At 73.9% G+C, this 25,703-nt stretch carries 24 protein-coding genes; 10 read left to right on the plus strand and 14 right to left on the minus strand.

Annotated features, from left to right (window positions below):
• Positions 1-6: 6 nt before the first annotated feature.
• Both ABT160_RS31840 and ABT160_RS31845 read right to left on the minus strand, forming a co-directional pair.
• Entirely contained in the window at positions 7-2,562 is a 2,556-nt protein-coding gene (locus ABT160_RS31840) for a beta-glucosidase family protein (protein WP_351651404.1), read from the minus strand.
• Positions 2,563-2,855: 293 nt separating this feature from the next.
• Positions 2,856-3,308: a DUF4442 domain-containing protein gene (locus tag ABT160_RS31845; protein WP_351651405.1), complete on the minus strand. Its 453-nt coding sequence runs from the start codon at positions 3,306-3,308 to the stop codon at positions 2,856-2,858.
• A 106-nt stretch (positions 3,309-3,414) separates the two neighbouring features.
• Here ABT160_RS31845 and ABT160_RS31850 point away from each other — a divergent pair, with 106 nt between their 5' ends.
• Complete coding sequence (locus ABT160_RS31850; protein WP_351651406.1) at positions 3,415-4,515, plus strand: DUF8017 domain-containing protein; 1,101 nt, start codon at positions 3,415-3,417, stop codon at positions 4,513-4,515.
• Between the two features lie 84 nt (positions 4,516-4,599).
• On the plus strand, positions 4,600-5,958 hold the full coding sequence (locus ABT160_RS31855; RefSeq protein ID WP_351651407.1) for an MFS transporter: 1,359 nt from the start codon (positions 4,600-4,602) through the stop codon (positions 5,956-5,958).
• 76 nt (positions 5,959-6,034) lie between these two features.
• Here the strand turns inward: ABT160_RS31855 and ABT160_RS31860 are convergent, their stop codons facing one another.
• From ABT160_RS31860 to tuf, 3 genes are all read right to left on the minus strand, one after another.
• A complete protein-coding gene (locus ABT160_RS31860; protein ID WP_351651408.1) occupies positions 6,035-6,880 on the minus strand; it encodes a spermidine synthase in 846 nt (281 codons plus the stop codon).
• A 4-nt stretch (positions 6,881-6,884) separates the two neighbouring features.
• Positions 6,885-7,745 carry a patatin-like phospholipase family protein gene (locus tag ABT160_RS31865; RefSeq protein ID WP_351651409.1) on the minus strand — a complete coding sequence of 287 codons (861 nt, stop codon included), beginning with the start codon at positions 7,743-7,745 and terminating at the stop codon, positions 6,885-6,887.
• Positions 7,746-7,940: 195 nt separating this feature from the next.
• Positions 7,941-9,113 (minus strand): elongation factor Tu, encoded by a 1,173-nt coding sequence (tuf, locus tag ABT160_RS31870; RefSeq protein ID WP_351651410.1) that lies wholly within the window; start codon positions 9,111-9,113, stop codon positions 7,941-7,943.
• A 451-nt stretch (positions 9,114-9,564) separates the two neighbouring features.
• Here tuf and ABT160_RS31875 point away from each other — a divergent pair, with 451 nt between their 5' ends.
• The 3 genes from ABT160_RS31875 (at position 9,565) to ABT160_RS31885 (ending at position 12,255) form a co-directional block, all read left to right on the plus strand.
• Positions 9,565-10,278, plus strand: a complete 714-nt coding sequence (locus ABT160_RS31875; RefSeq protein ID WP_351651411.1) for a DNA alkylation repair protein — start codon at positions 9,565-9,567, stop codon at positions 10,276-10,278.
• A gap of 155 nt (positions 10,279-10,433) precedes the next feature.
• On the plus strand, positions 10,434-11,147 hold the full coding sequence (locus ABT160_RS31880; RefSeq protein ID WP_351651412.1) for a TVP38/TMEM64 family protein: 714 nt from the start codon (positions 10,434-10,436) through the stop codon (positions 11,145-11,147).
• 235 nt (positions 11,148-11,382) lie between these two features.
• Positions 11,383-12,255, plus strand: coding sequence for an undecaprenyl-diphosphate phosphatase (locus ABT160_RS31885; protein ID WP_351651413.1), 873 nt, complete (start codon positions 11,383-11,385; stop codon positions 12,253-12,255).
• 28 nt (positions 12,256-12,283) lie between these two features.
• Here ABT160_RS31885 and ABT160_RS31890 read toward each other — a convergent pair whose 3' ends face one another.
• Positions 12,284-12,592, minus strand: a complete 309-nt coding sequence (locus ABT160_RS31890) for a hypothetical protein (RefSeq protein WP_351651414.1) — start codon at positions 12,590-12,592, stop codon at positions 12,284-12,286.
• 344 nt (positions 12,593-12,936) lie between these two features.
• On the opposite strand from ABT160_RS31890, the gene ABT160_RS31895 reads away from it, so the two are divergent.
• From ABT160_RS31895 to lnt, 3 genes are all read left to right on the plus strand, one after another.
• Positions 12,937-13,116: a hypothetical protein gene (locus tag ABT160_RS31895; RefSeq protein ID WP_351651415.1), complete on the plus strand. Its 180-nt coding sequence runs from the start codon at positions 12,937-12,939 to the stop codon at positions 13,114-13,116.
• A gap of 230 nt (positions 13,117-13,346) precedes the next feature.
• The gene (locus ABT160_RS31900; RefSeq protein WP_351651416.1) at positions 13,347-13,817 is read left to right on the plus strand and encodes a nuclear transport factor 2 family protein; all 471 of its coding nucleotides are present in this window, start codon (positions 13,347-13,349) and stop codon (positions 13,815-13,817) included.
• A gap of 104 nt (positions 13,818-13,921) precedes the next feature.
• On the plus strand, positions 13,922-15,640 hold the full coding sequence (gene lnt, locus ABT160_RS31905; RefSeq protein ID WP_351651417.1) for an apolipoprotein N-acyltransferase: 1,719 nt from the start codon (positions 13,922-13,924) through the stop codon (positions 15,638-15,640).
• On the opposite strand, the gene ABT160_RS31910 is transcribed toward lnt, so the two are convergent.
• Positions 15,564-16,469, minus strand: coding sequence for a Gfo/Idh/MocA family protein (locus tag ABT160_RS31910; protein WP_351651438.1), 906 nt, complete (start codon positions 16,467-16,469; stop codon positions 15,564-15,566). The genes lnt and ABT160_RS31910 overlap by 77 nt on opposite strands.
• Before the next feature lie 322 nt (positions 16,470-16,791).
• Here ABT160_RS31910 and ABT160_RS31915 point away from each other — a divergent pair, with 322 nt between their 5' ends.
• Complete coding sequence (locus ABT160_RS31915) at positions 16,792-17,253, plus strand: hypothetical protein (protein ID WP_351651418.1); 462 nt, start codon at positions 16,792-16,794, stop codon at positions 17,251-17,253.
• Between the two features lie 112 nt (positions 17,254-17,365).
• Here the strand turns inward: ABT160_RS31915 and ABT160_RS31920 are convergent, their stop codons facing one another.
• From ABT160_RS31920 to ABT160_RS31950, 7 genes are all read right to left on the minus strand, one after another.
• Positions 17,366-17,818 carry a hypothetical protein gene (locus ABT160_RS31920; protein ID WP_351651419.1) on the minus strand — a complete coding sequence of 151 codons (453 nt, stop codon included), beginning with the start codon at positions 17,816-17,818 and terminating at the stop codon, positions 17,366-17,368.
• 173 nt (positions 17,819-17,991) lie between these two features.
• Positions 17,992-18,660 carry a uracil-DNA glycosylase gene (gene ung, locus ABT160_RS31925; RefSeq protein ID WP_351651439.1) on the minus strand — a complete coding sequence of 223 codons (669 nt, stop codon included), beginning with the start codon at positions 18,658-18,660 and terminating at the stop codon, positions 17,992-17,994.
• A gap of 153 nt (positions 18,661-18,813) precedes the next feature.
• On the minus strand, positions 18,814-20,391 hold the full coding sequence (locus ABT160_RS31930; RefSeq protein WP_351651420.1) for an ABC transporter substrate-binding protein: 1,578 nt from the start codon (positions 20,389-20,391) through the stop codon (positions 18,814-18,816).
• Between the two features lie 117 nt (positions 20,392-20,508).
• Positions 20,509-21,270, minus strand: a complete 762-nt coding sequence (locus ABT160_RS31935) for an SDR family oxidoreductase (RefSeq protein WP_351651421.1) — start codon at positions 21,268-21,270, stop codon at positions 20,509-20,511.
• A 23-nt stretch (positions 21,271-21,293) separates the two neighbouring features.
• Positions 21,294-22,055 (minus strand): 3-oxoacyl-ACP reductase FabG, encoded by a 762-nt coding sequence (gene fabG, locus ABT160_RS31940; RefSeq protein WP_351651422.1) that lies wholly within the window; start codon positions 22,053-22,055, stop codon positions 21,294-21,296.
• Between the two features lie 127 nt (positions 22,056-22,182).
• Positions 22,183-22,578, minus strand: a complete 396-nt coding sequence (locus ABT160_RS31945) for a DUF3037 domain-containing protein (protein WP_351651423.1) — start codon at positions 22,576-22,578, stop codon at positions 22,183-22,185.
• Positions 22,571-23,434 (minus strand): HipA family kinase, encoded by an 864-nt coding sequence (locus tag ABT160_RS31950; protein ID WP_351651424.1) that lies wholly within the window; start codon positions 23,432-23,434, stop codon positions 22,571-22,573. The genes ABT160_RS31945 and ABT160_RS31950 overlap by 8 nt, the downstream gene beginning before the upstream one ends.
• Positions 23,435-23,542: 108 nt before the next feature.
• Here ABT160_RS31950 and ABT160_RS31955 point away from each other — a divergent pair, with 108 nt between their 5' ends.
• Positions 23,543-25,693: a prolyl oligopeptidase family serine peptidase gene (locus ABT160_RS31955; RefSeq protein WP_351651425.1), complete on the plus strand. Its 2,151-nt coding sequence runs from the start codon at positions 23,543-23,545 to the stop codon at positions 25,691-25,693.
• Positions 25,694-25,703: the final 10 nt, after the last annotated feature.

Here is a 25,703-nt window from a genome sequence, read left to right on the forward strand (position 1 = left end):
CGGGCGTCATGCCCGCCCGGGAGCCGTCCGGTCCGCGGGCCTGCGGGCGTCCGCGGGTCCTTCGGCGTCGGCGGGGGCGTCCGCCGGGGTGATGTCGACGCGAGTGGTGAGGGGCAGGTCGCGCGAGGACGTTCCGGCGTGCAGGGTGCGCGTTCCGGTGCCGAGGGTCCAGCGGTGGGCGTGGGGGTCCCAGGAGGACAGGGTGCGATCGTTGACGCGGAGGGTGACGCGGCGGCCGTCCCCGGGGGCGAGTTCGAGGCGGCGGTATCCGGCGAGGAGGCGGCGGGGCTGGTCGAGGGTGAGGTGGGGGGAGGGTCCCGCGTAGACCTGGGCGACGGTGGTGCCGGTGCGCCCGCCGGTGTTGCGGACGGTGAGGGTGACGTCGACGCCGCCGGGGACGCGGGTGGCGGTGAGGTGTTCGTACGCGAAGGTGGTGTACGAGAGTCCGTGGCCGAAGGGGAACAGCGGCCGCACGTCGTGGGCGTCGTACCAGCGGTGGCCGGTGTGGATGCCTTCGCCGTACTCCTCGGTGCCGTGGCTGCCGGGGTAGCGGCGGGGGTCGCCGGCGACGGGGTGGCTGTCCTCGTCGGCGGGATAGGTCTGGGTGAGGCGGCCGCCGGGGTCGGCGTCGCCGTAGAGGACGGCGGTGGTGGCGGCGGCGCCTTCCTGGCCGGGGTAGTACATCTGGAGAACGGCGGGGGCTCGTTCGAGCCAGGGCATGGTGACGGCGGACGAGGTGTTGAGGACGACGGCCGTGCGCGGGTTGGCGGCGGTGACGGCGTCGATGAGCGCTTCCTGGTGGCCGGGCAGGGCGAGGGTGGTGCGGTCCTGGCCCTCGGTGGCGTCCTCGTGGGCGAACAGGACGACGGTGTGGGCGGCGCGGGCGGCGCGTACGGCCTCGGCGACGTCGGCGGCGCGGGTGGCTCCGGTGGTGTGCCGCAGGCGGAACAGCTGGCCCTTGGCGCCGCCCTTGGCGGTGACGGTGAGCCGGTGGGGGCCGGGGGTGAGGGCGAGGGTGGCGCGGCGGACGTCGAGGCCGTCGGGGGCGTTGGCGGTGAGGCCCCCGGCGAAGAACTCGTTGACGCCGAGGCGGACCGGGAAGAGGTCGGTGCCGTCGAGGCGGACGGTGGGGCGTTCGCCGCTGTAGTGGACGGTGAAGGTCCATTCGCCGCCTTCGGTGGCGGTGAGGGTGCCGCGGTAGTCGAAGGTGGCGCCGGGGGCGACGCCCTGGGCGTCGAGGTCGGTGGCGGGGGCGAGGGCGGTGGGGGGCAGGGGTTTGCCGTAGAGGTCCTCGCCGAGGGCGTGGGTGACGCGTACGGGCTGTCCGGCGCGGGCGCGCAGCGTGTCGAGGGGGCCGGCGGCGTGGTCGGGGACGACGTGGGCGCTGCCGCCGCCGCTGACGAAGGGCTGGGTCGCGGTGGGGCCGATGACGGCGAGGCTGCTGACGGCCGGGGTGAGGGGCAGGAAGTGCTGTTCGTTGCGGAGGAGGGTGGCTCCGGCGACGGCGACGTCGTAGGCGACGCGGGCGCCGGCGCGGGGGTCGCGTCCGGGGCGGGCGGGGGGCGTGTCGTCGAGGTGGCCGAAGCGGGCGAGGGTGGTGAGGACGCGGCGGACGGCGCGGTCGACGTGGGCGGCGGGGACGCTGCCGTCGCGTACGGCCTTGGCGAGGGCGGCGCCGTAGCGCAGGCCCTCGGGCATCTCCATGTCGAGTCCGGCGGCGAGGGCGGCGGCGGTGGAGTGGGCGGCGTACCAGTCGCTCATGACCCAGCCGTCGAAGTGCCAGGTGTCGCGCAGGAGTCGGGTGAGCAGGGGGGCGTTCTCGGCGGCGTAGGTGCCGTTGACCTTGTTGTAGGCGCTCATGACGGCGCCCACGCGCGCGTGGACGGCTGATTCGAAGCCGCGGGCCTCGGTCTCGCGCAGGGTCTGTTCGTCGGCGTGGACGTCGACGGTCATGCGGTCGTGTTCCTGGTTGTTGAGGGCGAAGTGCTTGACCGTGGCGATGAGGCCTTCGCCCTGGATGCCGCGGATCTGTTCGGCGACGAGGTCGGAGGTGAGGAGGGGGTCCTCGGAGAACGTCTCGAAGTTGCGCCCGGCGTAGGGGGTGCGGATGAGGTTGACCATCGGGGAGAGCAGGACGTCCTGGCCGAGTGCGCGTCCTTCACGTCCGATGACCTGTCCGTAGCGGCGGGCGAGGCCGGGGTCGAAGGCGGAGGCGAGCAGGACGGGGGCGGGCAGGGCGGTGGCGGGGTGCTTGTCGACGCGGGCGCCGGCGGGCCCGTCGGCGAGGCGGACCGGGGGGATGCGCAGGCGGGGTACGCCGGGGAGGTAGCCGGCTCCGGCGAGGCCCTGGGGGTCCTTGGCGCCGTGCAGGAGGGAGATCTTCTCGTCGAGGGTGAGGCGGCGCAGGAGTTCGTCGACGCGGGCGGTGCGGGCGCGCCGGAGGCGACGGGCGGCGGGGCTCGCGGCGCGGGCGGTGGTGGTGAGCCGGGTGGTGGCGGCCGCGGCGAGGGTGGCGGCGCCGGTGAGCAGGGCCAGTGCGGTTCTTCGGGTCACCTCGGGCACGGCGGCGTCTCCTTGGGGAGGGAGGGGCGGGGGCGCATGGCGTCGCTCTTGTCACGTGAAAGACGGAATGAGCTACAAGCGCACTATGCGTCACTTGTCGGGTGACACGCCGATGACACCTCCGACGCGGGTACGCGCGCGTGGACCGGGCGCGCGAACGTACGGACACGCGCACGCCCGGGCACGCGGAAGGGCCGCCGCGCGAGGTACAGGCACGCGAACGCGAGGGACGGGTACGCGAAAGGGCCGCCGCCCGGTGTGCGGGCGGCGGCCCTCCTTGCGCGAGCGGTTGCCTAGGAGTTCGGGCGCAGCGTCCAGGTGATGGTCATCTCGCCGGTGACGGCGCCGTCGGCGCGGGTGATCTCGACGTGGACGGGGAACTCGGGGCGCTGTCCGGCGTCGAGTTCGTCGAGGACCTCGGCCTTGGCGCGGCCGAGGGTCGCGGTGGCGAGGAGGTCGCCCTTGGCGAGCTTCTTGTAGCCGATTTCGGCCTTGACGGCCAGCGGCACGGCGCGGCTCATCTGGTCGCCGAAGGCCGCGATCACGATGGCGCCGCTGGCGGACTCGGCGAGGGTGAACATCGCTCCGGCGTGCGGCCCGCCGACGTGGTTGTGGTACGCCTTCTGGTCCGTCATGCGCAGCACGGCGCGCTGGTCGGTGGTCTCGAGGTACTCCAGGCCGAGGGTGGCGACCATGGGGACCGAGGCGGTGAGGAACTCGCCGACGTTGAACTGATCTGCGGTCATGCACCCGGATGTTACCCATGAGTAGTACGTCTTGGCCATCCCTTCACGCACTCCTCCCGGGGCCGGGCGTAGCACTGTTCCCGCCACCCCTCTATCGTTACGCCCCATGTGGCCAGGACAGCAGCCGCCCGGGGGCGAGCAGAACCCGCAGGACCAGAACCAGAACCCGTACCAGCAGCCGGGGTACCAGCAGCCGAACCCCTATCAGCAGCCGGGGTACCAGCAGCCCGGCTATCCGCAGCAGCCCGGCCAGCCCCAGCAGCCGCCGACCGTGCCCGGCGCGGGGTACCAGCAGCCCGGCTACCCGCAGCAGCCCAACCCGTACCAGCAGCCGACCGTTCCGCAGTACCCGGGCCCCGGCGCGCAGCCCGGCCCGCCCGGCCCCGGCGGGTCCGGCGACAAGAAGAAGACCACCGTCATCGCGATCGTCGCGGCGACCGCCGTCGTGGTCGCCGCGGGCGTGACCGGCTACCTGGTGCTCGGCAAGGACGACGCGAAGGACACCGCTGGCGGCGACAAGCCGGCCGCGAGCTCCTCCGCCTCCAAGCCCGCGGCGGGCGGCTCCTCCCCCGCCGTGGACAACCCGCGCGACGGTTCCGCCGCCAAGCCGACGATCCCGGGCTGGAAGGTCGTCTACAACCCGAAGTACGGGACGCAGTTCGACGTGCCGCCGGACTGGGAGGTCGCCAAGACCGGCAGCATCACCTTCTTCGAGGACGAGAAGAAGCAGGACGGCAGCCCGGTCGTCACCATGTCCTCGCCGTCGTACCTCAAGCGCGAGTGGTGCACCGTCGACTCCGACGCCAACGGCTCCAAGGAGAACTACGTCCTGAGCTCGGCCGGCACCAAGGGCGGCCAGGGCGCCAAGAACACCGACGAGGCGGCCTACAACGAGGCCGGCAACTGGGTGTGGGCCGGGTACGCGCAGAAGATGCCCAAGGGCACCATCAAGATCACCAAGGCGGTGCCGTACACCACCAAGTCCGGCCTGGCCGGCAGCGTCGCGACGGCCGTCGCCCCCGGGATCAAGAAGACGAACAAGTGCGTCACGGACGGCAAGTCCATCGCGTTCTCCTTCAAGAACGCCAAGGGCGACTTCGCCTCCTTCGTGCTGTACGGGGCGGACGGCGTCGCGGACGAGCTCCCGGACGCCAAGATCCAGCAGATCCTGAGCACCGTACGGCTCGCGCCCGCGGGCACCTCCTGATCCACCGCCCGGGGCCCGTCGCCCGCAGCGGGTGCGCGGCGAAAGCGTTTGTCAAGACGGGCCCGGGGCGGCGATAGTCCCCCAGTGACCTCTCCCGCCGCCCCCGCCCGCCGTGCCCGGCGCCCCGCCTGGGCCGGGCGCAACTACACGCTGCTGACCGCCGCCGCGATCGTCACCAACCTGGGCGCCCACGGCGCCCTGATCGCGGCGGCGTTCGCCGTGCTGGAATCGGGTGGCGACGGCGGGGACGTCGGCCTGGTCGCGATGGCGCGCACGCTGCCGCTGGTGCTGTTCCTGCTGATCGGCGGCGCGGTCGCCGACCGGCTGCCGCGCCACCGGGTGATGGTCGCGGCCAACGCGCTGAACTTCGTCTCCCAGGGCGTCTTCGCCGTCCTCGTCCTCAGCGGCGAGGCCAGGCTGTGGCACATGATGCTGTTGTCCGCGCTCGGCGGCACCGGCCAGGCGTTCTTCAACCCGGCGGCCGAGGGCATGCTCATGTCCAGCGTGTCCGGCGAGCAGGCCAGCCGGGCGTTCGCGATGTTCCGGATGGCGATGCAGGGCGCGGGCCTGGGCGGCGCGGCGCTGGGCGGGGCGCTGGTGGCGGTCGTGGGACCGGGCTGGGTGCTGGCGGTGGACGCGGTGGCGTTCGCGGTGGCGGGCGCGCTGCGGGCGTTCCTGGACGTGAGCCACATCGCCCCGCGCGAGCCGGGCGGCGGGCTGCTGTCGGACCTGCGCGAGGGCTGGCGCGAGGTGATCGGGCGGCCCTGGCTGTGGTCGATCGTGCTGCAGTTCTCCGTGGTGGTCGCCGTGATCGGCGCCGCCGAGTCGGTGTACGGGCCGCTGGTCGCCGAGGAGCACCTGGGCGGTCCCGGGCCGTGGGGCCTGGCGCTGGCCGCGTTCGGCGCGGGCACGCTGCTCGGGGCGCTGGTCATGATGCGCTGGAAGCCCCGGCGGATGCTGCTGGTGGGCACCTTGTCGATCTTCCCGCTGGCGCTGCCCTCGGCGGCGCTCGCGGTGCCGCTCCCGGCGTCCGGCCTCGCCCTGGTGATGTTCTTCAGCGGGGTGTCGGTGGAGGCGTTCGGCGTGGCCTGGATGACGACGCTGCACCAGGAGATCCCGGAGGACAAGCTGTCGCGCGTCTCGGCGTACGACTGGTTCGGCTCGACGGCGATGCTGCCGCTGTCCACGGCCCTGGCGGGCCCCGCGGAGAACGTCTTCGGGCGGAGCACGGCCCTGTGGGGGTGCGCGGCGCTGATCGTGGTGGTGACGGCGCTGGTGCTGCTGGTGCCGGACGTACGGAACCTGACGCGGCGCACCAGGGAGGTGTCGGCGGGCCCGCCGGAGCTGCCCGGCCTCCCGGCCCCGGCGGACGCGCACGCGCCGCTGGAGGTGCCGCTGCCCGCCGACGCGCCCGTGCCCGCGCCGGGGGACGCGAAGCGCTGAGGACCGCGCGGGCTCCGTCCCGTACCGCCGCTCGGACCCCGGCCCGTACGCCCCGCATGCCCCGCCCCGTACGCCCTCAGCCGATGCCGAACGACCCTCCCGGCGGTGTCGGGGACGCGACCGCCTCCCCGTCGCCCACCGGCCGCGCGTCCCCGGTGAACGCCCGCAGCGCCGCCCCGTGCTCCACGCGCGCGGGGAACGGGTCCGCCGCCGCCCGCCGCGCCAGGTGCGCCACGTCGATCTCCTGGTGCGAGGCGACGAGCACCGCGTTGCCGAACCGCCGTCCGCGCAGCATCGCGGGCTCGGCGACGAGGGCGACGTGCGCGAAGACGGCGGCGAAGACCGCCAGCTGGGAGCGGAGGAAGTCGAACGGGGCGCCGTCGGCGAGGTTCGCCGCGTAGGTCCCGCCGGGCCGCAGCACGCGCTCGGCGGCGCGCGCGTACTCCAGGGACGTCAGGTGGGCGGGCACCCGTGAGCCGCCGAAGACGTCGGCGACCAGGACGTCGTACCGCTCGGCCAGCCCCCGCGCGAGCCACTGGCGGGCGTCCGCGGCGTGCACCGTGACGGGGACGCCGTCGGGCAGCGGCAGGTGCTCGGTGACCAGGTCGAGGAGCGCGCGGTCGAACTCGACGACGTCCTGGCGCGAGCCGGGCCGGGTCGCGGCGAGGTAGCGGGGCAGCGTGAGGGCCCCGCCGCCCAGGTGCGCCACGTCCAGCGGCTCGCCCTCGGGCGCGGCGCCGTCCAGGACGTGGGCCAGCCGCCGGGCGTACTCGAACTCCAGGTGCTCCGGGTCGTCCAGGTCGACGTACGACTGGGGCGCGCCGTCCACGGTGAGCAGCCAGGCCCGGTCCCGGTCCACGTCCGGCATGAGCTTGGCGGTGCCGCTGTCCACGGCGCGGGTCACGGGTATCTGGTCGTCCACCCGGTCATTGTGCCCACAGGGCGGCGGCCCGCTCGACGTGCGCGGGTGCCTGGGCCAGGCCCGCGCGGGCGGCGGGGGCGCGCCGGGCGGGGTCGAGGGCGTTGCGGCCGAAGGCCTTCCGCGCGGCCTGGTCGGGGGTGATCAGCAGGACGCGGGCTCCACGGGCGGTGAGGGCGGCGGCCTGGGCGGCCGGGGTGGCCAGCGGCCCGCCGCCGAGGGTGAGGGGCGCGATGACGACGACGCGGCGGTACCCGGCGGCGAGGTGGGCGTTGGCGGAGGAGTGCATGCCGCCGTCGATGTGTCGGCGGCCGTCGAGGGTGACGGCGGGCCAGACCAGGGGGACGGCGCAGCTGGCGGCGACGGCGTCGACGAGGGGGACGCCGCTGGCCGCGTCGAGGGCCCGCAGTTCCCCGGTGAGGGCGTCGACGGCGGTGACGGTGAGGGGGCGCTCCGGCCAGTCGTGGGAGAGCAGGCGCCCGGCGATGACGGCGCGGCGGGTGGACTCGTCAGCGGTCCTCGCGGCCAGGGCCATCCGGCCGATGCGCCGGCCGTACGCCTCCGGGGTGCGGGCGGTGAGCGCAGCGCGCGCGTAGCGCAGGACGACCGTGAGGCCGAGTTCGGCGGCGATCTCTCCTTCGGGGGCGGCGAGTTGGCGTTCGTACAGCTCGGGCAGGGTGAGCACGCCGGAGCGCACCTGGGCGGCGACGACGGAGCCCGCGGAGGTGCCGACGAGGAGGTCGGCGTCGGTGAGGTCCACGCCGGCCCGTGCGAGGCCGTGCAGGATGCCGATCTCCCAGCCGACTCCGGTGAGTCCCCCGCCGCCGAGCACCAATGCCGTGTCCGCCGTGTCCGCCGTGTCCGTCATGGAGCGCAGTGTGCACCACCGCGCGCGTGCCCGTCTGCCCCTGTGGATGCCCCCCTGTTGAAGGTCCTGTGGGCGATCCCTGTGGCTGATCCCCGTGACTGATCCCTGTGGGTGATCCCTGTGGGTTGCCGAGAACGGACGGGTACGCGCCGGGCCGTACGGGGTCGTACGGCCCGGCGCGTCGTGCGTGGTGCGTCACAGCACCTCGGTGACCGTTCCGGCGCCCACCGTGCGGCCGCCTTCGCGGACCGCGAAGCCGAGCCCGGCCTCCAGGGGTACGTCACGGCCGAGTTCGACGGTCATCTCGACGGTGTCGCCGGGCCGGGCGACACCCGCCGCGCCGAGGTCGACCTCGCCGACGACGTCCGCGGTACGGAGGTGGAACTGCGGCCGGTAGCCGGTGGCGACCGGGTTGCCGCGACCGCCCTCGGCGCCCGAAAGGACGTGCACGCGCGCGGTGAAGCGCCGGCTCGGGGTGACGCTGCCGGGCGCCACGACCACGTCCCCCCGGCGCACCGCGTCCCGTGGCACCCCGCGCAGCAGCAGCGCGACGCTGTCCCCGGCCTGCGCGGACTCCATGGTCCTGCCGAACGTCTCCAGGCCGGTGACGACGGTCTCCGCGGCGGACCCGCCGAGGACCTGGACCCGGTCGCCGACGCGTACGGTGCCGCGCTCCACGGCCCCGGTGACGACGGTGCCCCGGCCGGTGATCGTGAGCACGTTCTCGACGGACAGCAGGAACGGCGCGTCGACGTACCGCTCGGGCGTCGGCACGTACGTGTCGACGGCGTCGAGCAGCGCCTCGATCGCGCCCGTCCAGCGCGGGTCGCCCTCCAGGGCGCGCAGGCCGGAGACGCGTACGACGGGCGTCGCGTCGCCGCCGTAGCCGTGCGCGGTGAGCAGCTCGCGCACTTCGAGCTCGACGAGGTCGGTGAGCTCGTCGTCCCCGGCGTCCGCCTTGTTGAGGGCGACGACGATGTGGTCGACACCCACCTGGCGGGCCAGCAGCACGTGTTCGGCGGTCTGCGGCATGACGCCGTCCAGGGCGGACACCACGAGGATCGCGCCGTCGAGCTGGGCGGCGCCGGTGACCATGTTCTTGACGTAGTCGGCGTGCCCGGGCATGTCGACGTGGGCGTAGTGGCGGGTGTCGGTCTCGTACTCGACGTGCGCGATGTTGATGGTGATGCCGCGGCGGGCCTCCTCGGGGGCGCGGTCGATGCGGTCGAAGGGCACGAAGGCGCCGGTGCCGCGCGCGCTGAGGACCTTGGTGATGGCGGCGGTGAGCGTGGTCTTGCCGTGGTCGACGTGGCCCATGGTGCCGATGTTGAGGTGGGGCTTGGTGCGCACGAAGGCGGTCTTGGGCATGGCTCGTTCCTCGGAGCTCGATGCTGAGTGGTCTCCGGCGTGTGCGGAGACGGGGACCCCTGGACCGACCGACCCTCCCCCTGCGGGGTCCGCCGGACGATCCGGGAAGGGTCAGCTTCGGGCGCCGCCGAGGGGCGCCGCGGCCGCGGTGGATGCCGCGGACGGAGTGGATGCGGTGGGCGCCAGGGACGCGGTGGATGCGGTGGACGCCGTGACGGCAGCCTTCGGCGTGTCCGCGACTGCGGACGGCGCTGAGGGGAAGGCGTACCGGGGCATGGGGCAGATCCTCGTCCACGCGCGCGTCGGCGTCGAACGATTTTCCGCGCACCGCCGACGGCCGCTGCGGACGACCGCGCCGGGGGGCGTGGAGTGGGCACGCGTACGCGCGTAGTGGTGGATGTGGGCACGCGTACGCGCGCGTAGTCGTCCCGTCCCGCCGTACCGTGGCCCCATGTCCTCCGCGCCACCGTCCCCCGCACCGCCCGACAGTGTGCTCGCCGACGACGTGATGCGGCGGCTCACCGCGGCGTACCCGCCCGCGGGGAACCCCTTCCGGGCGCAGGAGATGGTCGCGTACATGAAGGGCGCGGCCCCGTTCCTGGGCATCCGCACGCCCGAGCGGCGCGCGCTGTCCCGTGCGGTCCTCGAAGGCACCGCACGTCCCGCCGAGGCCGACTGCGCGGCGATCGCCCTGCGCTGCTTCGCGCTGCCGGAGCGGGAGTACCACTACTTCGCCGTGGACTACCTGCGCCGGCACGTGGGCCGCTGTTCCTCGGGTTTCCTGCCCGTCGCCCGCGCGCTCGTGCGGACCGTGTCGTGGTGGGACACGGTCGACCTGCTGGCCGCGCACGTGGTCGGGGGCCTGGTGCGCGCGGACCCGGCGCTCGCGGAGCGGATGGACGAGTGGATCGGGGACGAGGACCTGTGGACGGCCCGCACCGCGCTGCTGCACCAGCTGCGGTTCAAGGCGGACACGGACACCGGGCGGCTGTTCGGGTACTGCCTGCGGCGGGCGGACCACCCGGACTTCTTCGTCCGCAAGGCGATCGGCTGGAGCCTGCGGGAGTACGCCAAGACGGACCCGGCGGAGGTCCGGGCGTTCGTGACCCGCAACGAGGCGCGCCTGTCCCCGCTGTCGGTGCGCGAGGCGCTGAAGAACCTGTGAAGACGCGAGGCGCTGAAGAACCCATGGGGGCGCGACGGGACCTGGCCGAGGCGCGGCGCCGGGGCCTGAGACGTCCGCGCGGCCCGATTGGTTCCGGTTCGTCGGCGAGGTGTGCGTTACGGCGATCAGACACCCTCTTCGGTTACCCTCCCCGGATGCTCGACTCCGTCACCAGGCCCCAGGACGGCTTCGTCCTCCGCTGCGGCCGAGCACTGCTCTCACCGTGGTCCCGGCTGTCGCTGCTCGTCCTGCTGCTGGCGTCCGCCGCCGCGGCCGTCCTGCTCTTCGAACCCCAGAGAATGCTCTCCTCGGGCTGGCCGTCGCAGTCGGCGGGCGGCCCGGCCGTGGTGCTGTTCGGTCTCGCGTACGGGCTGTGCACCGCGGCGTTCGTGCCGCGCCCGATCCTGAACATCGCCGCGGGCGCCCTGTTCGGCACCCAGGCGGGCCTGGCGTCCTCGCTGGCCGGGACGGTGCTGGGCGCGGGCATCGCCTTCACGCTGGGCAGGGTGCTCGGCCAGGACGCGCTGCGCCCGCTGGTGCGCGGGCGGTGGCTGAAGGCGGCGGACGGGCAGCTGAGCCGGCACGGCTTCCGTTCGATGATGGCGATCCGGCTGTTCCCGGGGGTGCCGTTCGCCGCGGCCAACTACTGCGCGGCGGTGTCCCGGATGGGCTACGTCCCGTTCCTGGTGGCCACCGGCCTCGGCTCGGTCCCGAACACGGCCGCGTACGTCGTCGCGGGCAGCACGGCGTCCTCGCCCACCTCTCCCGCGTTCCTGGCGGCGATGGGGTTCATCGTGCTGTCGGGCGCGGGCGCGGCGGTCGTGGCGTGGCGCAAGCGCCACCGGCTCGCCGCGCGTCCGGCGGAGTGAGCGGTCCGGCGGAGTGAGCGGTCCGGGCGGCGTGAGCGGTCCGGCCGGGGGCGTCGAGCGGTCCGTTCGAGGGCGTCGCCGGGCGCGCGCGGGCACCTGACGGCAGGTCATTCACCCGGGGGCGGTACGCTGCGGGCGTCCGGCCGCTGATCACTACGGCGCCCGTCACACCCTTTGCACCGTTTACTCCCCTTGCCCTTGACCGCACGCGCACATCCGGGACGGCCCAGGCCCCATGAGTTGGTTCGAATCGTTCATCCTCGGACTCGTCCAGGGGCTGACGGAGTTCCTCCCCATCTCCTCCAGCGCGCACCTGCGCCTGACCGCCGCGTTCGCGGGCTGGCAGGACCCCGGAGCGGCGTTCACGGCGATCACGCAGATCGGCACCGAGGCCGCCGTGCTGATCTACTTCCGCAAGGACATCGTGCGGATCGTGTCGGCGTGGGCGCGGTCGCTGTTCGACAAGTCGATGCGCTCCGACCACGACGCCCAGATGGGCTGGCTGGTCATCGTGGGCTCGATCCCGATCGGCGTGCTCGGCGTGACGCTGAAGGACCACATCGAGGGCCCCTTCCGCGACCTGCGCCTGATCGCGACCACCCTCATCGTGATGGGCATCGTCCTCGGCATCGCCGACCGCCTGGCCGCCCGCGACGAGACGGGCGGCCGGCACCGCGCGATCAGGGACCGCAAGACCCTGAAGGAGCTGGGCGTCAAGGACGGCCTGATCTTCGGCCTCTGCCAGGCGATGGCCCTGGTCCCGGGCGTCTCCCGGTCCGGCGCCACCATCAGCGGCGGCCTGCTCATGGGCTACACCCGCGAGGCGGCGGCCCGCTACTCGTTCCTGCTGGCCATCCCCGCGGTGCTCGCCTCGGGCGTGTTCGAGCTGAAGGACGCGGGCGAGGGGCACGTCTCCTGGGCCCCGACGATCTTCGCGACGGTCATCGCTTTCGTGGTGGGTTATGCCGTGATCGCATGGTTCATGAAGTTCATCACCACGAAGAGCTTCATGCCGTTCGTGATCTACCGCGTCCTGCTCGGCATCGTCCTCTTCATCCTGGTCGGCATGGGCGTCCTCAGCCCCCACGCGGGCGAGTCGGCCGGCTGACGCGCCGCCGTACGATCCGCGCGCGTCCTCAGTCGCGTGCGGCGTCGTCCAGGTGCGCCTCCAGGTCCGCCATCACCGGGTCCCGGCGCATCCCGTCGAGCCTGCGGCGGCGCATCTCGGGGGTGTACGCGGCCACGAACGCGTCGACGTCCACCTTCAGCGACTGGGCGATCTGCTCCCAGTCCTCGGGGCCGTAGCAGTCCTCCAGCGCCAGCCGGGCCAGGAACGCGATCTGCTGCCGCGTCGCCGGCTGGTCGACGGACCACCCGGCGCTGCGCGCCGTGCTGGTCAGCCACTGCTCGAAGCGACTGCCGGACGGCTCCACGTGGAAGGGCATGGACTCTCTCCTCGGGTCGGCGTTCCGGCCGGGGCGGCGGCCGGACGGGGGCGCCCGGCGGGCCCTCGCGAAGGGGCGCTGCGGGTGCGGGACTCGGTCCCCCACATGGCTTACCACGGGCCGTCGGGGCCCGTCCTCGTCCAGCGGAGGTACGCGTCCACCGCGCGCGTGGGCCCTCAGACCGAGCCGTGGGGGCCGTCACTCCCGGTACACGGGGGGCCACGAATGTGACATCCCCCACGACGTGGCGAAGGGCTCCGCGAAAGCGCAGGTGGAAGCCGGGTGTTCAAGTGCCGGTGGTTCGGCGTCTGCCGATTGTCCTACCGGACCCGTAGGCTTGCCCCATGTCCCCGAACTCCCGAGAGCCTGGTTCCGTGCGGTCTGCCGCTGACGTCAACGAGCAGATCCGTGACCTCTGGCTGCGCTCGGGCGGCTCCCTGACGCCCGCGGGCGAGGCCGAGTACCAGCGGCTGCTCTCGGAGTGGGCGGAGGCCATCGGCCGCGAGGTCGTCGAGGCGGCCTGAGCGAAGCCCGGCCGGAGCGGGTCCGCGGAGGCGTTCCCGGCGCTGCGGACGGCGCCCGCAGGGGCCGCGCCCGGCCCACCCCGAGATCACTCTCGGCCATTCTTGATCGCTTTCCCGGCCATTCTGATCGCCCCCCGCGCGCGCCGGGGGCGGGTCGCCGACGCGCGCCGGGGGCGCGTGGCGCGTGCACGCCCCTTGGCCTCGCGCGCCCGCTGCCCGAAACTGACCCGATGACGCAGCGCGTGGACCTCGCGACCGTGATGGACCGGCTCGCCATCGACGAGTTGATCACCGGCTACGCCGTGGCCGTGGACGACGCCGACTGGGCCGCGTACCGCGCCCTGTTCACCGCGGGCGGCCGCGCCGACTACCGCTCCTCCGGGGGCATCGAGGGCGGCGCGGGCGACGTCGCCGACTGGCTGGCCCAGGTGCTCGCCCTCTTCCCGGTGCGCCAGCACTACATCGTCAACCGCCGGGTGCACATCCAGGACCTCGGCGGCTACCCGGGCGACCGGGCGGAGGTCAGGGCCGACTACCTCAACCCGATGCGCACCGAGGCGGGCGACGAACTGGTCGGCGGCGGCCGGTACGAGTTCGCCCTGGTCCGGGTCGCCGACGGCTGGAGGCTGACCTCGGTCGTCGTCCAGGAGAAGTGGCGGCGCGTCACCGGGGCACTCGCGGGCGGGGCGCAGCCGGGCTGAACCCGCGCTGACACGCCGGGGCGCGCTCTGTCGGCGCCCGGGCCGCTCCCGCAGACTGGACCGCACCACCAGCGGCCCGGTTCACCCCGGCGAGGAGGCGCGGCATGCGAGGTCCGGTCGGCCCGCGGACACCGGCGGACGGTCCCCCGGGACGGTCACCGGGAGATCCGGCACCGCCGTCCCACGCGGATCCGGCGGAGCCGCCCGCGGACGGCTCCGCGCCGCCCGGTGCCCCCGCCTCCCCCGGCCCCCGGTCGCCCGCCCGCCTGCGCCCCCGGCTCGACTCCCCCTGGTGGCGCGGTGCGGCGGCCCTGGCGGCGGGCGCGCTGCCCGCGCTGGCGTTCCCGGCCCCGGCGCTGTGGTGGTGGGCCTACGCGGCCCTCGTGCCCTGGCTGCTGCTCCTGCGCTCCGCGCCGACCTGGCGCCGCGCGGCCCTGGACGGCTGGCTGGGCGGTACGGGGTTCATGCTGGCGGTCCACCACTGGCTGATGCCGAGCCTGCACGTGTTCATCGTCGTACTGGCCGCCCTGCTGGGTCTGTTGTGGGCGCCGTGGGGCGGACTCGTGCGGTACGCGCTGCGGGGCGCGCCGTCGCCGGGGCGGGCCGTGGTGGCGCTCGCGGTGGTGCCGTGCGGCTGGCTGGTGGTGGAACTGGCCCGCTCGTGGGAGGGGTTGGGCGGCCCGTGGGGGCTGCTCGGCGCCAGTCAGTGGCAGGTGCCCCCGGCGCTGCGGCTCGCGTCGCTGGGCGGAGTGTGGCTGGTGTCCCTGCTGGTGGTGGCGGCCAATACCGCGCTGACCCTGGCCATGGCGGTGCCATCGGCCCGTACGACGGGGGTGGCGGGGGTCGTGGTGTGTGCCGCCACCATGGGTGCGGCGTTCTGGTGGGTGTCGCCACCACCGGAGACCGGGCGGGTGCGGATCGCGGTGGTGCAGCCGGGGGTGGTCGACGGTCCGGAGCCGCGGTTCGACCGGGGCGAGGCGCTGACCCGCCAACTGGCCGGGAAGGGCGTGGACCTGGTGGTGTGGGGCGAGTCCAGCGTGGGCTCGGACCTGGGGGCGCGTGCGGACCTGGCGGCGCGGCTCGGCGCGGTGTCGCGCCAGGTGGGTGCGCCGCTGCTGGTCAACGTGGACGCGCGCCGCTCGGACCGGCCGGGGATCTTCAAGAGCAGCGTGCTGATCGGCGCGGACGGTCCGACCGGGGACCGCTACGACAAGATGCGGCTGGTGCCCTTCGGCGAGTACGTGCCCGCGCGTTCGCTGCTCGGCTGGGCGACGTCGGTGGGCAAGGCGGCGGGCGAGGACCGGCGGCGCGGCACCTCGCCGGTGGTGATGGCGCTGCCGGGCGAGGCTCCGCTGCGGGTGGGTCCGCTGGTGTGCTTCGAGTCGGCGTTCCCCGACATGAGCAGGCGGCTGGCCCGGGACGGTGCGCAGCTGCTGGTGGCGCAGTCGGCGACGTCGTCGTTCCAGCACAGCTGGGCCCCGGAGCAGCACGCGTCGCTGGCGGCGCTGCGGGCCGCCGAGAGCGGCCGTCCGATGGTGCACGCGACGCTGACCGGGGTCAGTGCGGTGTACGGGCCGGACGGCGCGCGGGTCGGCGGGACGCTGGGGACGGACGAGAGCGCGGCGGCGGTCTACGAGGTGCCGCTGGCCCGGGCGGCCACGCCGTACGTGCGGCTGGGCGACTGGGCCGTGTACCTGGCCCTGGTGGTGCTGGCCGCGCTGTGCGCGGTGGAGGGGGTGCGGGCGCTCAGGAAGCCTGCTCCTGGGCCCGCAGTACCACCTGCTCGCACAGCTCGTGGGTCCGCAGGGCGTCGCGGGCGCTGACCGTCTTGCCGGCCCGCACGTCGTCGAGGAAGGCGAGGACGGCCTGCTCGATGCCGCGCTGGCGGGAGACGGGCACCCAGTCGCCGCGGCGGCGGGTGGTGGGCTGGCCCTTGTGGTCGACCACGTCGGCGAGGTTGAGGACCTGGCGCTTGGTGTCCTGCCCGGATACCTCCAGGACCTCCTCGGTGGAACCGCTCATGCGGTTCATGGTGCCCAGGGCGGTGAAGCCGTCGCCGGAGAGCTGGAGCACCACGTGCTCCATCAGCCCGTCGCGGATCCGGGCGCGCACGTCGGTGTGCTCGACGGGCCCGGGCAGCAGGAACCGCAGGGTGTCCACGACGTGGATGAAGTCGTCCAGGACGAGGGTGCGCGGGTCCTCGGGCAGTCCGACGCGGTTCTTCTGCATCAGGATCAGCTCGCGCGGGTGGTCGGCGCACTGGGCGTAGGCGGGGGCGTGGCGGCGGTTGAAGCCGACGGCGAGGCTGACGCCCCGTTCCTCGGCGAGCTCCACCAGGCGCCGGGACGCGTCGAGCTCGTAGGCCAGGGGCTTGTCGACGTAGGTGGCGACGCCCGCTTCGAGGAGCCGGGTGACGATCTCGGGGTGGGCGGCGGTGGGCGCGTGCACGAACGCGGCGTCGAGCCCGGCGGCGAGCAGCGCGTCGAGGTCCGTGTGGCGCCGCTCGTCGGGGACGCGGTGGGTGTCGCCGACGTCGGCGAGGGTGGCGGGGGTGCGGGTCTGGAGGTGCAGTTCGGTCCCCGGGAGGGTCGTGAGGACCGGCAGGTAGGCCTTCCGCGCGATGTCGCCGAGCCCGATGCAGCCGATCTTCACGGGGGTGTTCACGGGGGTCTCCTACCGCGTCGCGTGCCGTGACCTCGGGGTGTGTTCCCGCAGGTCGTCCCTGTCGGCAGGATACGTGGCGACGGGCGGGCGCCGGTCGGCGATGCCGTCGGGGTGTACGGCACCGGGGCGGGTCCGGGCCGAGGGGCGGCGCGGGCGGATATCGCGGACGACGGGCCGCACGGATGCCGACGAGTGGAGCGCGGTGGGCTCCGCGGTCCGGGGCGCCCGCCGGCCGGGGCAGGTCACCCGTGCGGGGCATTCGGGCCCGGTTCGTCCCCGAAGCGGTGGCCGTACCAGCAGAGTTGCCCGGGTGCACTCCCGAACCACCACCGTGAAGGCCCTGGCCGGGCTCGGCATCGCGGCGGCCGCCGTCACCGGCTGCGTCACCGTGCGCCAGCCGCCCGCTCCCCCGGCTCCCCCGTCCACGCCCGACGCCGTGCGCACCGCGCCCGAGGTCGCCCCGCAGATCGTGCCCGCCCCGGCCCGCGAGGCCCTGGCGGTCGTGGAGCCCGCGCCGGACGCGGCGCCGGGCCCGTCGCCGTCCACCGCACCGGACGTCCCCGCGCCGCGCCCCGCCGGGCCCGCGCACCGTGAGGAGCGGTCGGTGCCGCGCCAGGCGCCGCGCGCCCGCCCGCAGGCGCCCGCGCGACAGGACCCGCCACCGGTGCGCGTCACCGGCACGGACGTGTGCGCGCTGGGCCGGCAGTACGGCGGCTGGCGGGCGGACAGCCCGGAGTCCCGGATCTGCTCGGACGCGTACGGAGGCGACTGACCGCCCCCGGGCGGAAGCCCGGGGCCCGGGCCCCGAAGACCGCGCGCCGAAGGCCGCTCGCCCGAAGTGCACGCGCCCCGGAAACCCTCGCCGGTCCAGGGCGCCGGGTCCCCTACGCCTCCCGCATCCGCAGTTCCAGGCGGGCGATGTCCGCCCGCACCCCGTTGCCGTACCCGTCGTCGGCGAGGGTCACCGAGGCGGCGCGCGCCCGGTCCAGGTGGTCGCGCGCGGCGTCGGGGCGGTCCAGCTTCACGTAGTCGGCGGCCAGGTTGAGGTGCAGCGACGGGTACAGGGCCCGTACGGCGGCCGTACGGGCGGCCTTCCCCTCGGCGGCGGTCAGCGCGCGCAGGTCCCAGGCCAGTTCGGCGTCCGGGTCGTCCTGCGCGTCGGCCATGTAGTGGGCGAGCGTGCAGCGGTGCACCGGGTCGCCGTCGGCGCCGAGCTGCTGCCAGATCTCCCCGAACCGGTTGCGGGCCTCTTCCCGGTCGCCGCCGTGCAGCAGCATCATCGCCTGCCCGATCCTGGTCATGACGGCGTCGTCAGACGCCTGCTGCTGCTCCGTCACTTACGGCCTCCGCTGCCGGTCGGGCGATCCTCGGGTGTCCGCTGCCGACGGTAGCCGCCACCGCTCCGGATCCCGCGCAGGCGCCCGGGGCCCGGGGCCCCCGCCCGGACGGGAGCCGCGCGGGTACCCGGCCGGACGCCCGGACGGACGGGCGCCGGAGGCCGTACCGGGGCTCAGCCCAGGTCCGGGATCCGCCAGTCGATCGCCTCGTGGCCCTGGGCGGCGACGGCCCGGTCGATCTGGGTGAAGGGCTGCGAGCCGAAGAACTTCTTGGCGGACAGCGGCGAGGGGTGCGCGCCCTTGACCACCACGTGCCGCTCCTCGTCGATGAGCGGGAGCTTCTTCTGCGCGTAGTTGCCCCACAGCACGAAGACCGCCGGGTCGGGGCGGGACGCCACCGCGCGGATCACCGCGTCGGTGAACTTCTCCCAGCCCTTGTTCTTGTGCGAGTTGGCCTCACCCGCGCGCACCGTGAGCACCGCGTTGAGCAGCAGGACGCCCTGCTCGGCCCACGGCATCAGGTAGCCGTTGTCCGGGACGGGGTGGCCCAGCTCCTCCTTCATCTCCTTGTAGATGTTGCGCAGGGAGGGCGGCGTCTTCACGCCGGGCCGCACCGAGAAGCACAGGCCGTGGCCCTGGCCCTCGCCGTGGTAGGGGTCCTGGCCCAGGACCAGGACCTTGACCTCGTCGTACGGGGTGGCGTCGAGGGCGGCGAAGACCTCGTCGCGCGGCGGGTAGACCGGCCCCTTGGCCCGCTCCTCCTCGACGAACTCGGTGAGCTCCTTGAAGTAGGGCTTCTCCAGCTCCTCACCGAGCACACCGCGCCAGGACTCGGGCAGCATCTGGATGTCGGTCACGTCAACAACCTCCGGTACGCAAAGACTTCTCGACCACTGGGACAGAACCTACCGGGGACCACTGACAACGCCGTCCGCCAGGTCGTTGACCTGTGCGGACGGCGTCGGTGGCGACCGGGCCGGGGGCCCCGGGGGGTGCTACCAGCTGGCCTTGCGCTGGAACTCCCACATCTGCATGACGGTCTGCGGGTCGAGGGCGCGCTCGCTGCCCGCGATCTCCTCGCTGCCGGCGACGTACAGCTTGCCCTGCCACAGCGGCAGCAGCCGGGTGTCGTCGACGAGCGCCTCCTGGGCCGCCTTGAGCACGTCGGCGGCGTCCTTGCGGACGGTCATGCGGCGCGAGTCGGGCAGCAGGTCCTTGGTGATCTTCGCGTTCTCGTACGGCGTCTTGAGGGCGTTCTGCTTGCCGACGAACGGGGCGATGAAGTTGTCCGGGTCGGGGAAGTCGGGGAACCAGCCGCGCCCGAAGACCGGGTACTCGCCCTTGCCGTAGGACTCCTGGAACGTGTCCCAGGGGGCGCCCTGGAGGGTCACCTTGAACAGGCCGGACGCCTCCAGCTGGCGCTTGATCTCGGTGAACTCGGCCTTGGTGGAGGAGCCGTAGCGGTCGGTGGTGTACCCCAGGGTGAGCGCGACGGGCTCGGTGATGCCGGCGGCCCGCAGCGTCCGCCTGGCCTTGGCGGGGTCGGGCTCGCCGTAGCGGTCGAAGTAGCTGGTGGTGTGCCCGGAGATGCCCTTGGGGACCATCGAGTACAGCGGTTCGGCGGTGCCCTTGTAGACCGTGGAGACCAGCGCGCCGCGGTCGATGACCTGGGCGATGGCCTGGCGCACGGGGAGCTTGCGGACGGCCGGGTCCTTGGCGTTGAAGACCAGGTAGCGGATGTCGGCGCCGGTCGACTCGACCAGGTTGATGCCGCTGTCGCCGCCCTTCTTGCCCTGGAGGTCGACGACCTCGCTCGCGGTGAGGCCGCGGTAGATGACGTCGATCCGCTTGTCCTTGAGGGCCGTCACCATGGTGTCGGAGTCCTCGAAGTACTCGATGGTGACGGAATTGTTCTTGCGGTCCGCGAAGCCCTTGTAGTTCGGGTTCTTGGACAGTTCGGCCTTTTTCTTCTTCTCGTACCCGTCGAGCACGTAAGGACCGGAGCCGGTGATTTCGTTCCCGGTGCGGAGCTTGTCCGCCGGATAGTCCTTCGGGTCGACGATGGACATGGCGGGAGCGGCGAGAATGAAGGGGAACGTCGCGTCGGGCTCTTTCAGCTGGAAGACGACGACGCGGTCGCCCTCGGTCTTCACCGACTTCAGGGAGCCGAGGAGCCCGGCGGGGCCGGTGGGCGAGTCGATCTTGATGATGCGGTCGAAGGAGTGCTTGACCGCCGCGGCGTCCAGCTCGTCCCCGTTGGAGAACTTCAGGCCCTCGTGCAGTTCGCACCGGAAGACCTGGCTGGAGGTGCCGTCGAACTTGCAGTCGGCGGCGTCGGGTTGGGGCGACACGCTGCCGGTGGGGAAGCTCAGGAGGGTCTGGTAGACGTTGCGGTACAGCTCCCAGGAGCCGTCCCACGCGGCGGCCGGATCGAGCGAGCTGGGCGCACTGGTCGTGCCGACGGTGATCTTCTGGTCCGCGGTTCCGCCGTCCTCCGAGAAAACGCCGCAGCCGGCTACCAGGGATATGGACGCAAGGGCCGCAGAGACCTGCAGACTGGTCCGGTTGAACACGTGCACGCTCCTCGTTCAGCCATGGGTCGGCCGACCATACCGCAGTGCCCCGCCGGGTCAACGGTGAGGCCCGGCGGGGCACTTGAGGCATTCAGCGGTCAATCAGGAATTTCGGGCTCAGCCCACTCCGGCATTCAGGAAGATTCCCCCGTCGACGACGAGGGTCTGTCCGGTAATCCAGTCGGCCTGTCCGGAAGTCAGGAATGCGGCCGCCCCGCCGATGTCGGAGGGGACCCCGAGCCGGCCGAGGGGGTACGCGGCCGCCGCCTCCTCCTCGCGGCCCTCGAACAGGGCCTGGGCGAACTTGGTCTTGACCACGGCCGGGGCGATGGCGTTGACCCGGACCGACGGCGCGAACTCGTGCGCCAGCTGCACGGTCAGGTTGACCATGGCCGCCTTGCTCATGCCGTACGCGCCGATGAAGGGCGAGGCGGAGATCCCGGCGACGGACGCGATGTTCACGATCGAGCCGCCGTTCTCCTTCTGCCAGGCCTTCCAGGTCTGCTGGGCGAAGCCGAGCGCGGAGATCACGTTGGTCTCGTAGACCTTGCGGGCGACGTTCAGGTCGAGCTCGGCCATCGGGCCGAACACCGGGTTCGTACCGGCGTTGTTGACCAGGTGGTCGACGCGGCCGAACGCCTCCATGGTGCGCTCGACGGCGACCGCCTGGTGCGCCTCGTCGTGGGCCTTGCCCGCGACGCCGATGACGCGGTCGGCGCCGAGCTTGTCGACGGCCTCCTTGAGGGCGTCCTCGTTGCGCCCGGTGATGCAGACGCGGTCGCCGCGGGCGAGGAGCGCCTCGGCGATGCCGTAGCCGATGCCCCGGCTGGCGCCGGTGACCAGGGCGACCTTGCCGGAGAGTGCGGGGAGGTTGCTCATGGGGTGTGACTCGTCCTTCCGGTTCAGTTGAGCGGGCCGCCGGCCACGTACATGACCTGCCCGGAGACGAAGCCCGCGTCGTCGCCGGCGAAGAAGGCGATGGCGTTGGCGACGTCCTCGGGGCGGCCCACGCGCTGCACCGGGATCTGGGTGGCGGCGGCGGCCTGGAAGTCCTCGAAGCCCATGCCCACGCGCGCGGCGGTGGCGGCGGTCATCTCGGTGACGATGAAGCCGGGGGCGACGGCGTTGGCGGTGATGCCGAACTTGCCGAGCTCCTTGGCGAGGGTCTTGGTGAAGCCCTGCAGGCCGGCCTTGACGGCGGCGTAGTTGGCCTGGCCGCGGTTGCCCAGGGCGGAGGACGAGGAGAGCGAGACGATGCGGCCGAAGCCGGCGTCCACCATGTGCTTCTGGCAGGCCTTGGCCATCAGGAAGGCGCCCTTGAGGTGGACGTTCACGACGGTGTCCCAGTCGGACTCGCTCATCTTGAACAGCAGGTTGTCGCGCAGCACGCCGGCGTTGTTGACCAGGATGGTGGGTGCGCCGAGCTCGGCGGCCACACGCGCGACGGCGGCCTCGACCTGGGCGCCGTCGGAGACGTCGCAGCCCACGGCGAGGGCCTTGCCCCCGGCCTGCGTGATGGTGTCGACGGTGTCCTTGCAGGCGGCCTCGTCGAGGTCGAGCACGGCGACGGCGCGGCCCTCGGCCGCCAGGCGCACGGCGGTGGCCGCGCCGATGCCCCGCGCCCCTCCGGTCACGACGGCGACGCGCTGCTCGGTGGTGGACATGCTGGTTCTCCTCGGCCTTGGGGTCCGCGGCGCCCGGTCCCTGAGCAACCGCTTAGTAGCTTCAGCAGACGAGACGCTAGAAGCCCTGGCACCCGGTGTCAACGGGCGCCGCGGACCACCGGGCCGATCAGCGCACCAGCAGGTCGAGCAGCCGTTCGACCTCGGCCTCGGGGTCGGCCGTCAGACCGGTGTGCACCGGACCGGGCTGTACGACGGTCGAGCGCGGCGCGATCAGCCAGCGGAAGCGCCGCCCCGGCTCGTCCCCGGCGGCCTGTCCGGCCCCCTCGCCGCCGCCGCAGATCCCCTCGACGGCCCGCAGGGCCGCGCGCACGCCCGTGACGTCCGCCTTGGGGTCCAGGGCCAGCAGCTTGCCCTCGTCCAGGTGCGTGCGGGCCGCGACGAAGGACCGCGCCCTGCAGTACACGAGCACGCCCGCGTTGAAGCACTCGCCGCGCTCCACGCGCGGCACCACGCGCAGCAGCGCGTACTCGTAGACGTCCCTCCGGACCTGCTGCTCACTCACCGGCCGCGTCCTCGTCCTGCTGGGGCTTCCTGGTCGGGTGGGGCCACGGCTTGGCGTGCTCGGTGAGCCAGCCCGGGGCCTGCGAGGGCTTGTCGGCCGTGGGCGCGCCCAGCGTGATCCGCTCGTGGATCGTGGCGGCGCGCGCGAGCAGCGGCGCCGCGTAGGCGCGGCGCAGGGCGTCCGTCGTGTCGAAGCCCGGCTCGTCGACCAGCCACTCGTCGGGCACCAGGGAGGTGACCTCGGTGAGCAGTTCCCCGGTGACCAGGGGGGCCAGTTCGGCGGCGGCGGAGGCCACGTCGGGGCCGAACGGCGCGAGGGCGTGGTCGGACGCGTCGTACGGCTTGGCGGCGGAGGCCTGCGCGCCGGGCCAGTTGTGGTGCCAGATCATGGTCGCGCCGTGATCGATGAGCCACAGGTCCCCGTGCCAGACCAGCATGTTGGGATTCCGCCACGAACGGTCTACGTTGTTGATCAGCGCGTCGAACCAGACGACCTTCCCCGCCTCGGCGGGGTCGACCCGGTACGCGAGCGGGTCGAAGCCCAGCGACCCGGGCAGGTAGTCCATCCCGAGGTTCAGCCCGCCGCTCGCCTTCAGCAGCTCCTGGACCTCCTGGTCGGGCTCACCGAGCCCGATGACGGGGTCCAGCTGGATGGTGACCAGCTCCGGTACGCGCAGCCCCAGGCGCCGCCCGAGCTCGCCGCAGATCACCTCCGCCACCAGGGTCTTCCTGCCCTGTCCGGCGCCGGTGAACTTCATGACGTACGTACCGAGGTCGTCGGCCTCGACGATCCCGGGGAGCGAGCCGCCCTCACGCAACGGCGTGACGTAGCGGGTCGCTGTGACTTCAGTGAGCATCCCCCCAGGCTACTGGCGCGGATGCGCACGTCCGATCGGATTTCGACCCGCCCGCCGGCCCCGGCGGGCACCGAGAAGGGACCCCGCGTCCCAGGAGAGGAAGCCCGCGTGCACGACGAGGACCTGCCCCTGCAGCTGGCCCGTACCAAGCGCTTCACGCACGGCGTGCCGCGCGCGTTCACCGTCGCCCCGGACGGCGCCCGGGTGCTGTTCCTGCGCTCGGCGGGCGGGCGCGACCCGGTGGCCCGGCTGTGGAGCCACCAGGGCGGCGGCGAGCGGCTGCTGGTGGACCCCGGGGCGCTGGGCGCGCGCGGGGGCGTCGCCGCGTACGCGACGGACGACGCCGTGCGGACCGTGGCCCTGGCCGTGGACGGCGCGCTGTGGCTGGCGTCCGCGGACGGCGGGCCGGTGCGACGGCTGCCCGCCGCGGGCCCGGTCGGCGATCCGCGGCCCTCGCCCGACGGCCGGCACGTGGCCTACGTGAGCCGGGGCGCGCTGCACGTGGTCGGCGCCGACGGACGGGGCGGGCGTCCGCTGGCCGTGCCGGAGGGCCCGGAGGTGGAGTACGCCACGGCCGACCACGTGTCCGCCGGGTCCATCGGCCGCGCGCGCTCGTACTGGTGGGCGCCCGACGGCTCCGCGCTCCTCGTGGTGCGGGTGGACCACTCCCCCGTGGGCCGCCTGCACCTGGGCGACCCGGCCGACCCCGGCGCGCGGCCCGGGGTGCTGCGCTTTCCCGCGGCGGGCACGGCCAACGCGCGCGTGGAGCTGCACGTGGTGCGCCTGGACGGCACGCGCGTGCGCGTGGAGCTGCCCGGGGAGGCCGAGGCGCACGGGCACCCGGGCGGGGCGTGGACGGACCGGGCCCTGGAGTACCTGGTGGCGGCGGGCTGGGACGCGTCGGGGCCGTACGCGCTGACGCAGACCCGGGACCAGCGCACCGCGTACCTGCTGGGCGCCGACCCGGCCAGTGGGCGCGTCGAGGTGCTCGACCGGCGGCACGACGACGCCTGGCTGGAGTTCGTGCCGGGCACACCGCTGCGCACCCGGGAGCGCGGCTGGGTGGTGACGGTGCGCGAGGGCCGCCGCGGGCTGCTGATGACCGGTACGGGGCGGCGCACGCCCGAGGAGCTGTACGTGGACGAACTGCTCGGCGCGGACGGCGAGCGGCTGTACTTCACCGCGGTCGAGGACAGCGGCGACACCCATGTGTGGTGCCACGAACCGCGCGGCGGCTTCACCCGGCTGACCGGGGAACCGGGCACCCATACCGCGGTGGTGGGCGGCGGCGCCATGGTCCTGGAGCGGCGCACGGTGTCGGACCACACCGTGGAGGTCCTGCGCGACGGCGAACCCGCCGGGACGGTCGCCGTGCTCGCGGAGGACCCGCTGGTCGCGCCGCGCCCGGAGTTCCTCACCCTGGGGGAACGGGGGCTGCGCGCGGCGCTGTACCTGCCCTCCGGGCACGAGCCGGGCAGCGGGCGGCTGCCGGTGGTGGTGCACTCGTACGGGGGCCCCGGCGTCCGGACCGCGGTGCGCACGCGCGCGTGGTGGCACGCGGTGAACCAGTGGTACGCGGAGCAGGGCTTCGCCGTCCTCACGGTGGACGGGCGCGGTACCCCGGGGCGCGACAGGGACTGGGAGGTGGCCGTCCACGGCGACCAGTCGACCCCGGTCCTCGATGACCAGGCGGACGCGCTGCGGGCGGCCGCCCGGCACTGCCCCGACCTGAACACCGGCCGGGTGGGCGTCCGGGGCTGGTCGTTCGGCGGCTTCCTGGCTGCCGCGGCCGTGCTGCACCGCCCCGAGGTCTTCCACGCGGCCGTGGCGGGGGCGGCCACCGCCGAGCCCGCGCTCTACGACACGTACTGGAAGGAGCGCTACCTCGGCCACCCCGGCGTGTGTCCGGAGGCGTACGAGCGGTGCTCGCTGGTCGCGCACGCGCACCGGCTGACGCGCCCGCTGATGCTGGTCCACGGCATGGCCGACACCAATGTGGTGCCCGCGCACATGCTGCGGTTCTCGGCGGCGCTGCTCGCGGCGGGACGGCCGCACACCGTGCTCCCGCTCGCCGGTCAGACCCACCTGGTGACAGCGGAGGGTGTGGCGGACACACTGCTGCGGGCGGATCTGGAGTTCCTGCGGCGAGCACTCGCCACGGAAACCACGGAAGTCCCGGAAGTCCCGGAGACCACGGAAACCACAGAAGGCATGGAAGGCATGGAAGGCACGTACGCCAGTGAAACCACCGGGCGTTGAACATTCCGGG

The organism is Streptomyces sp. NPDC001941 (assembly GCF_040296945.1).
Taxonomy (GTDB): Bacteria; Actinomycetota; Actinomycetes; order Streptomycetales; family Streptomycetaceae; genus Streptomyces.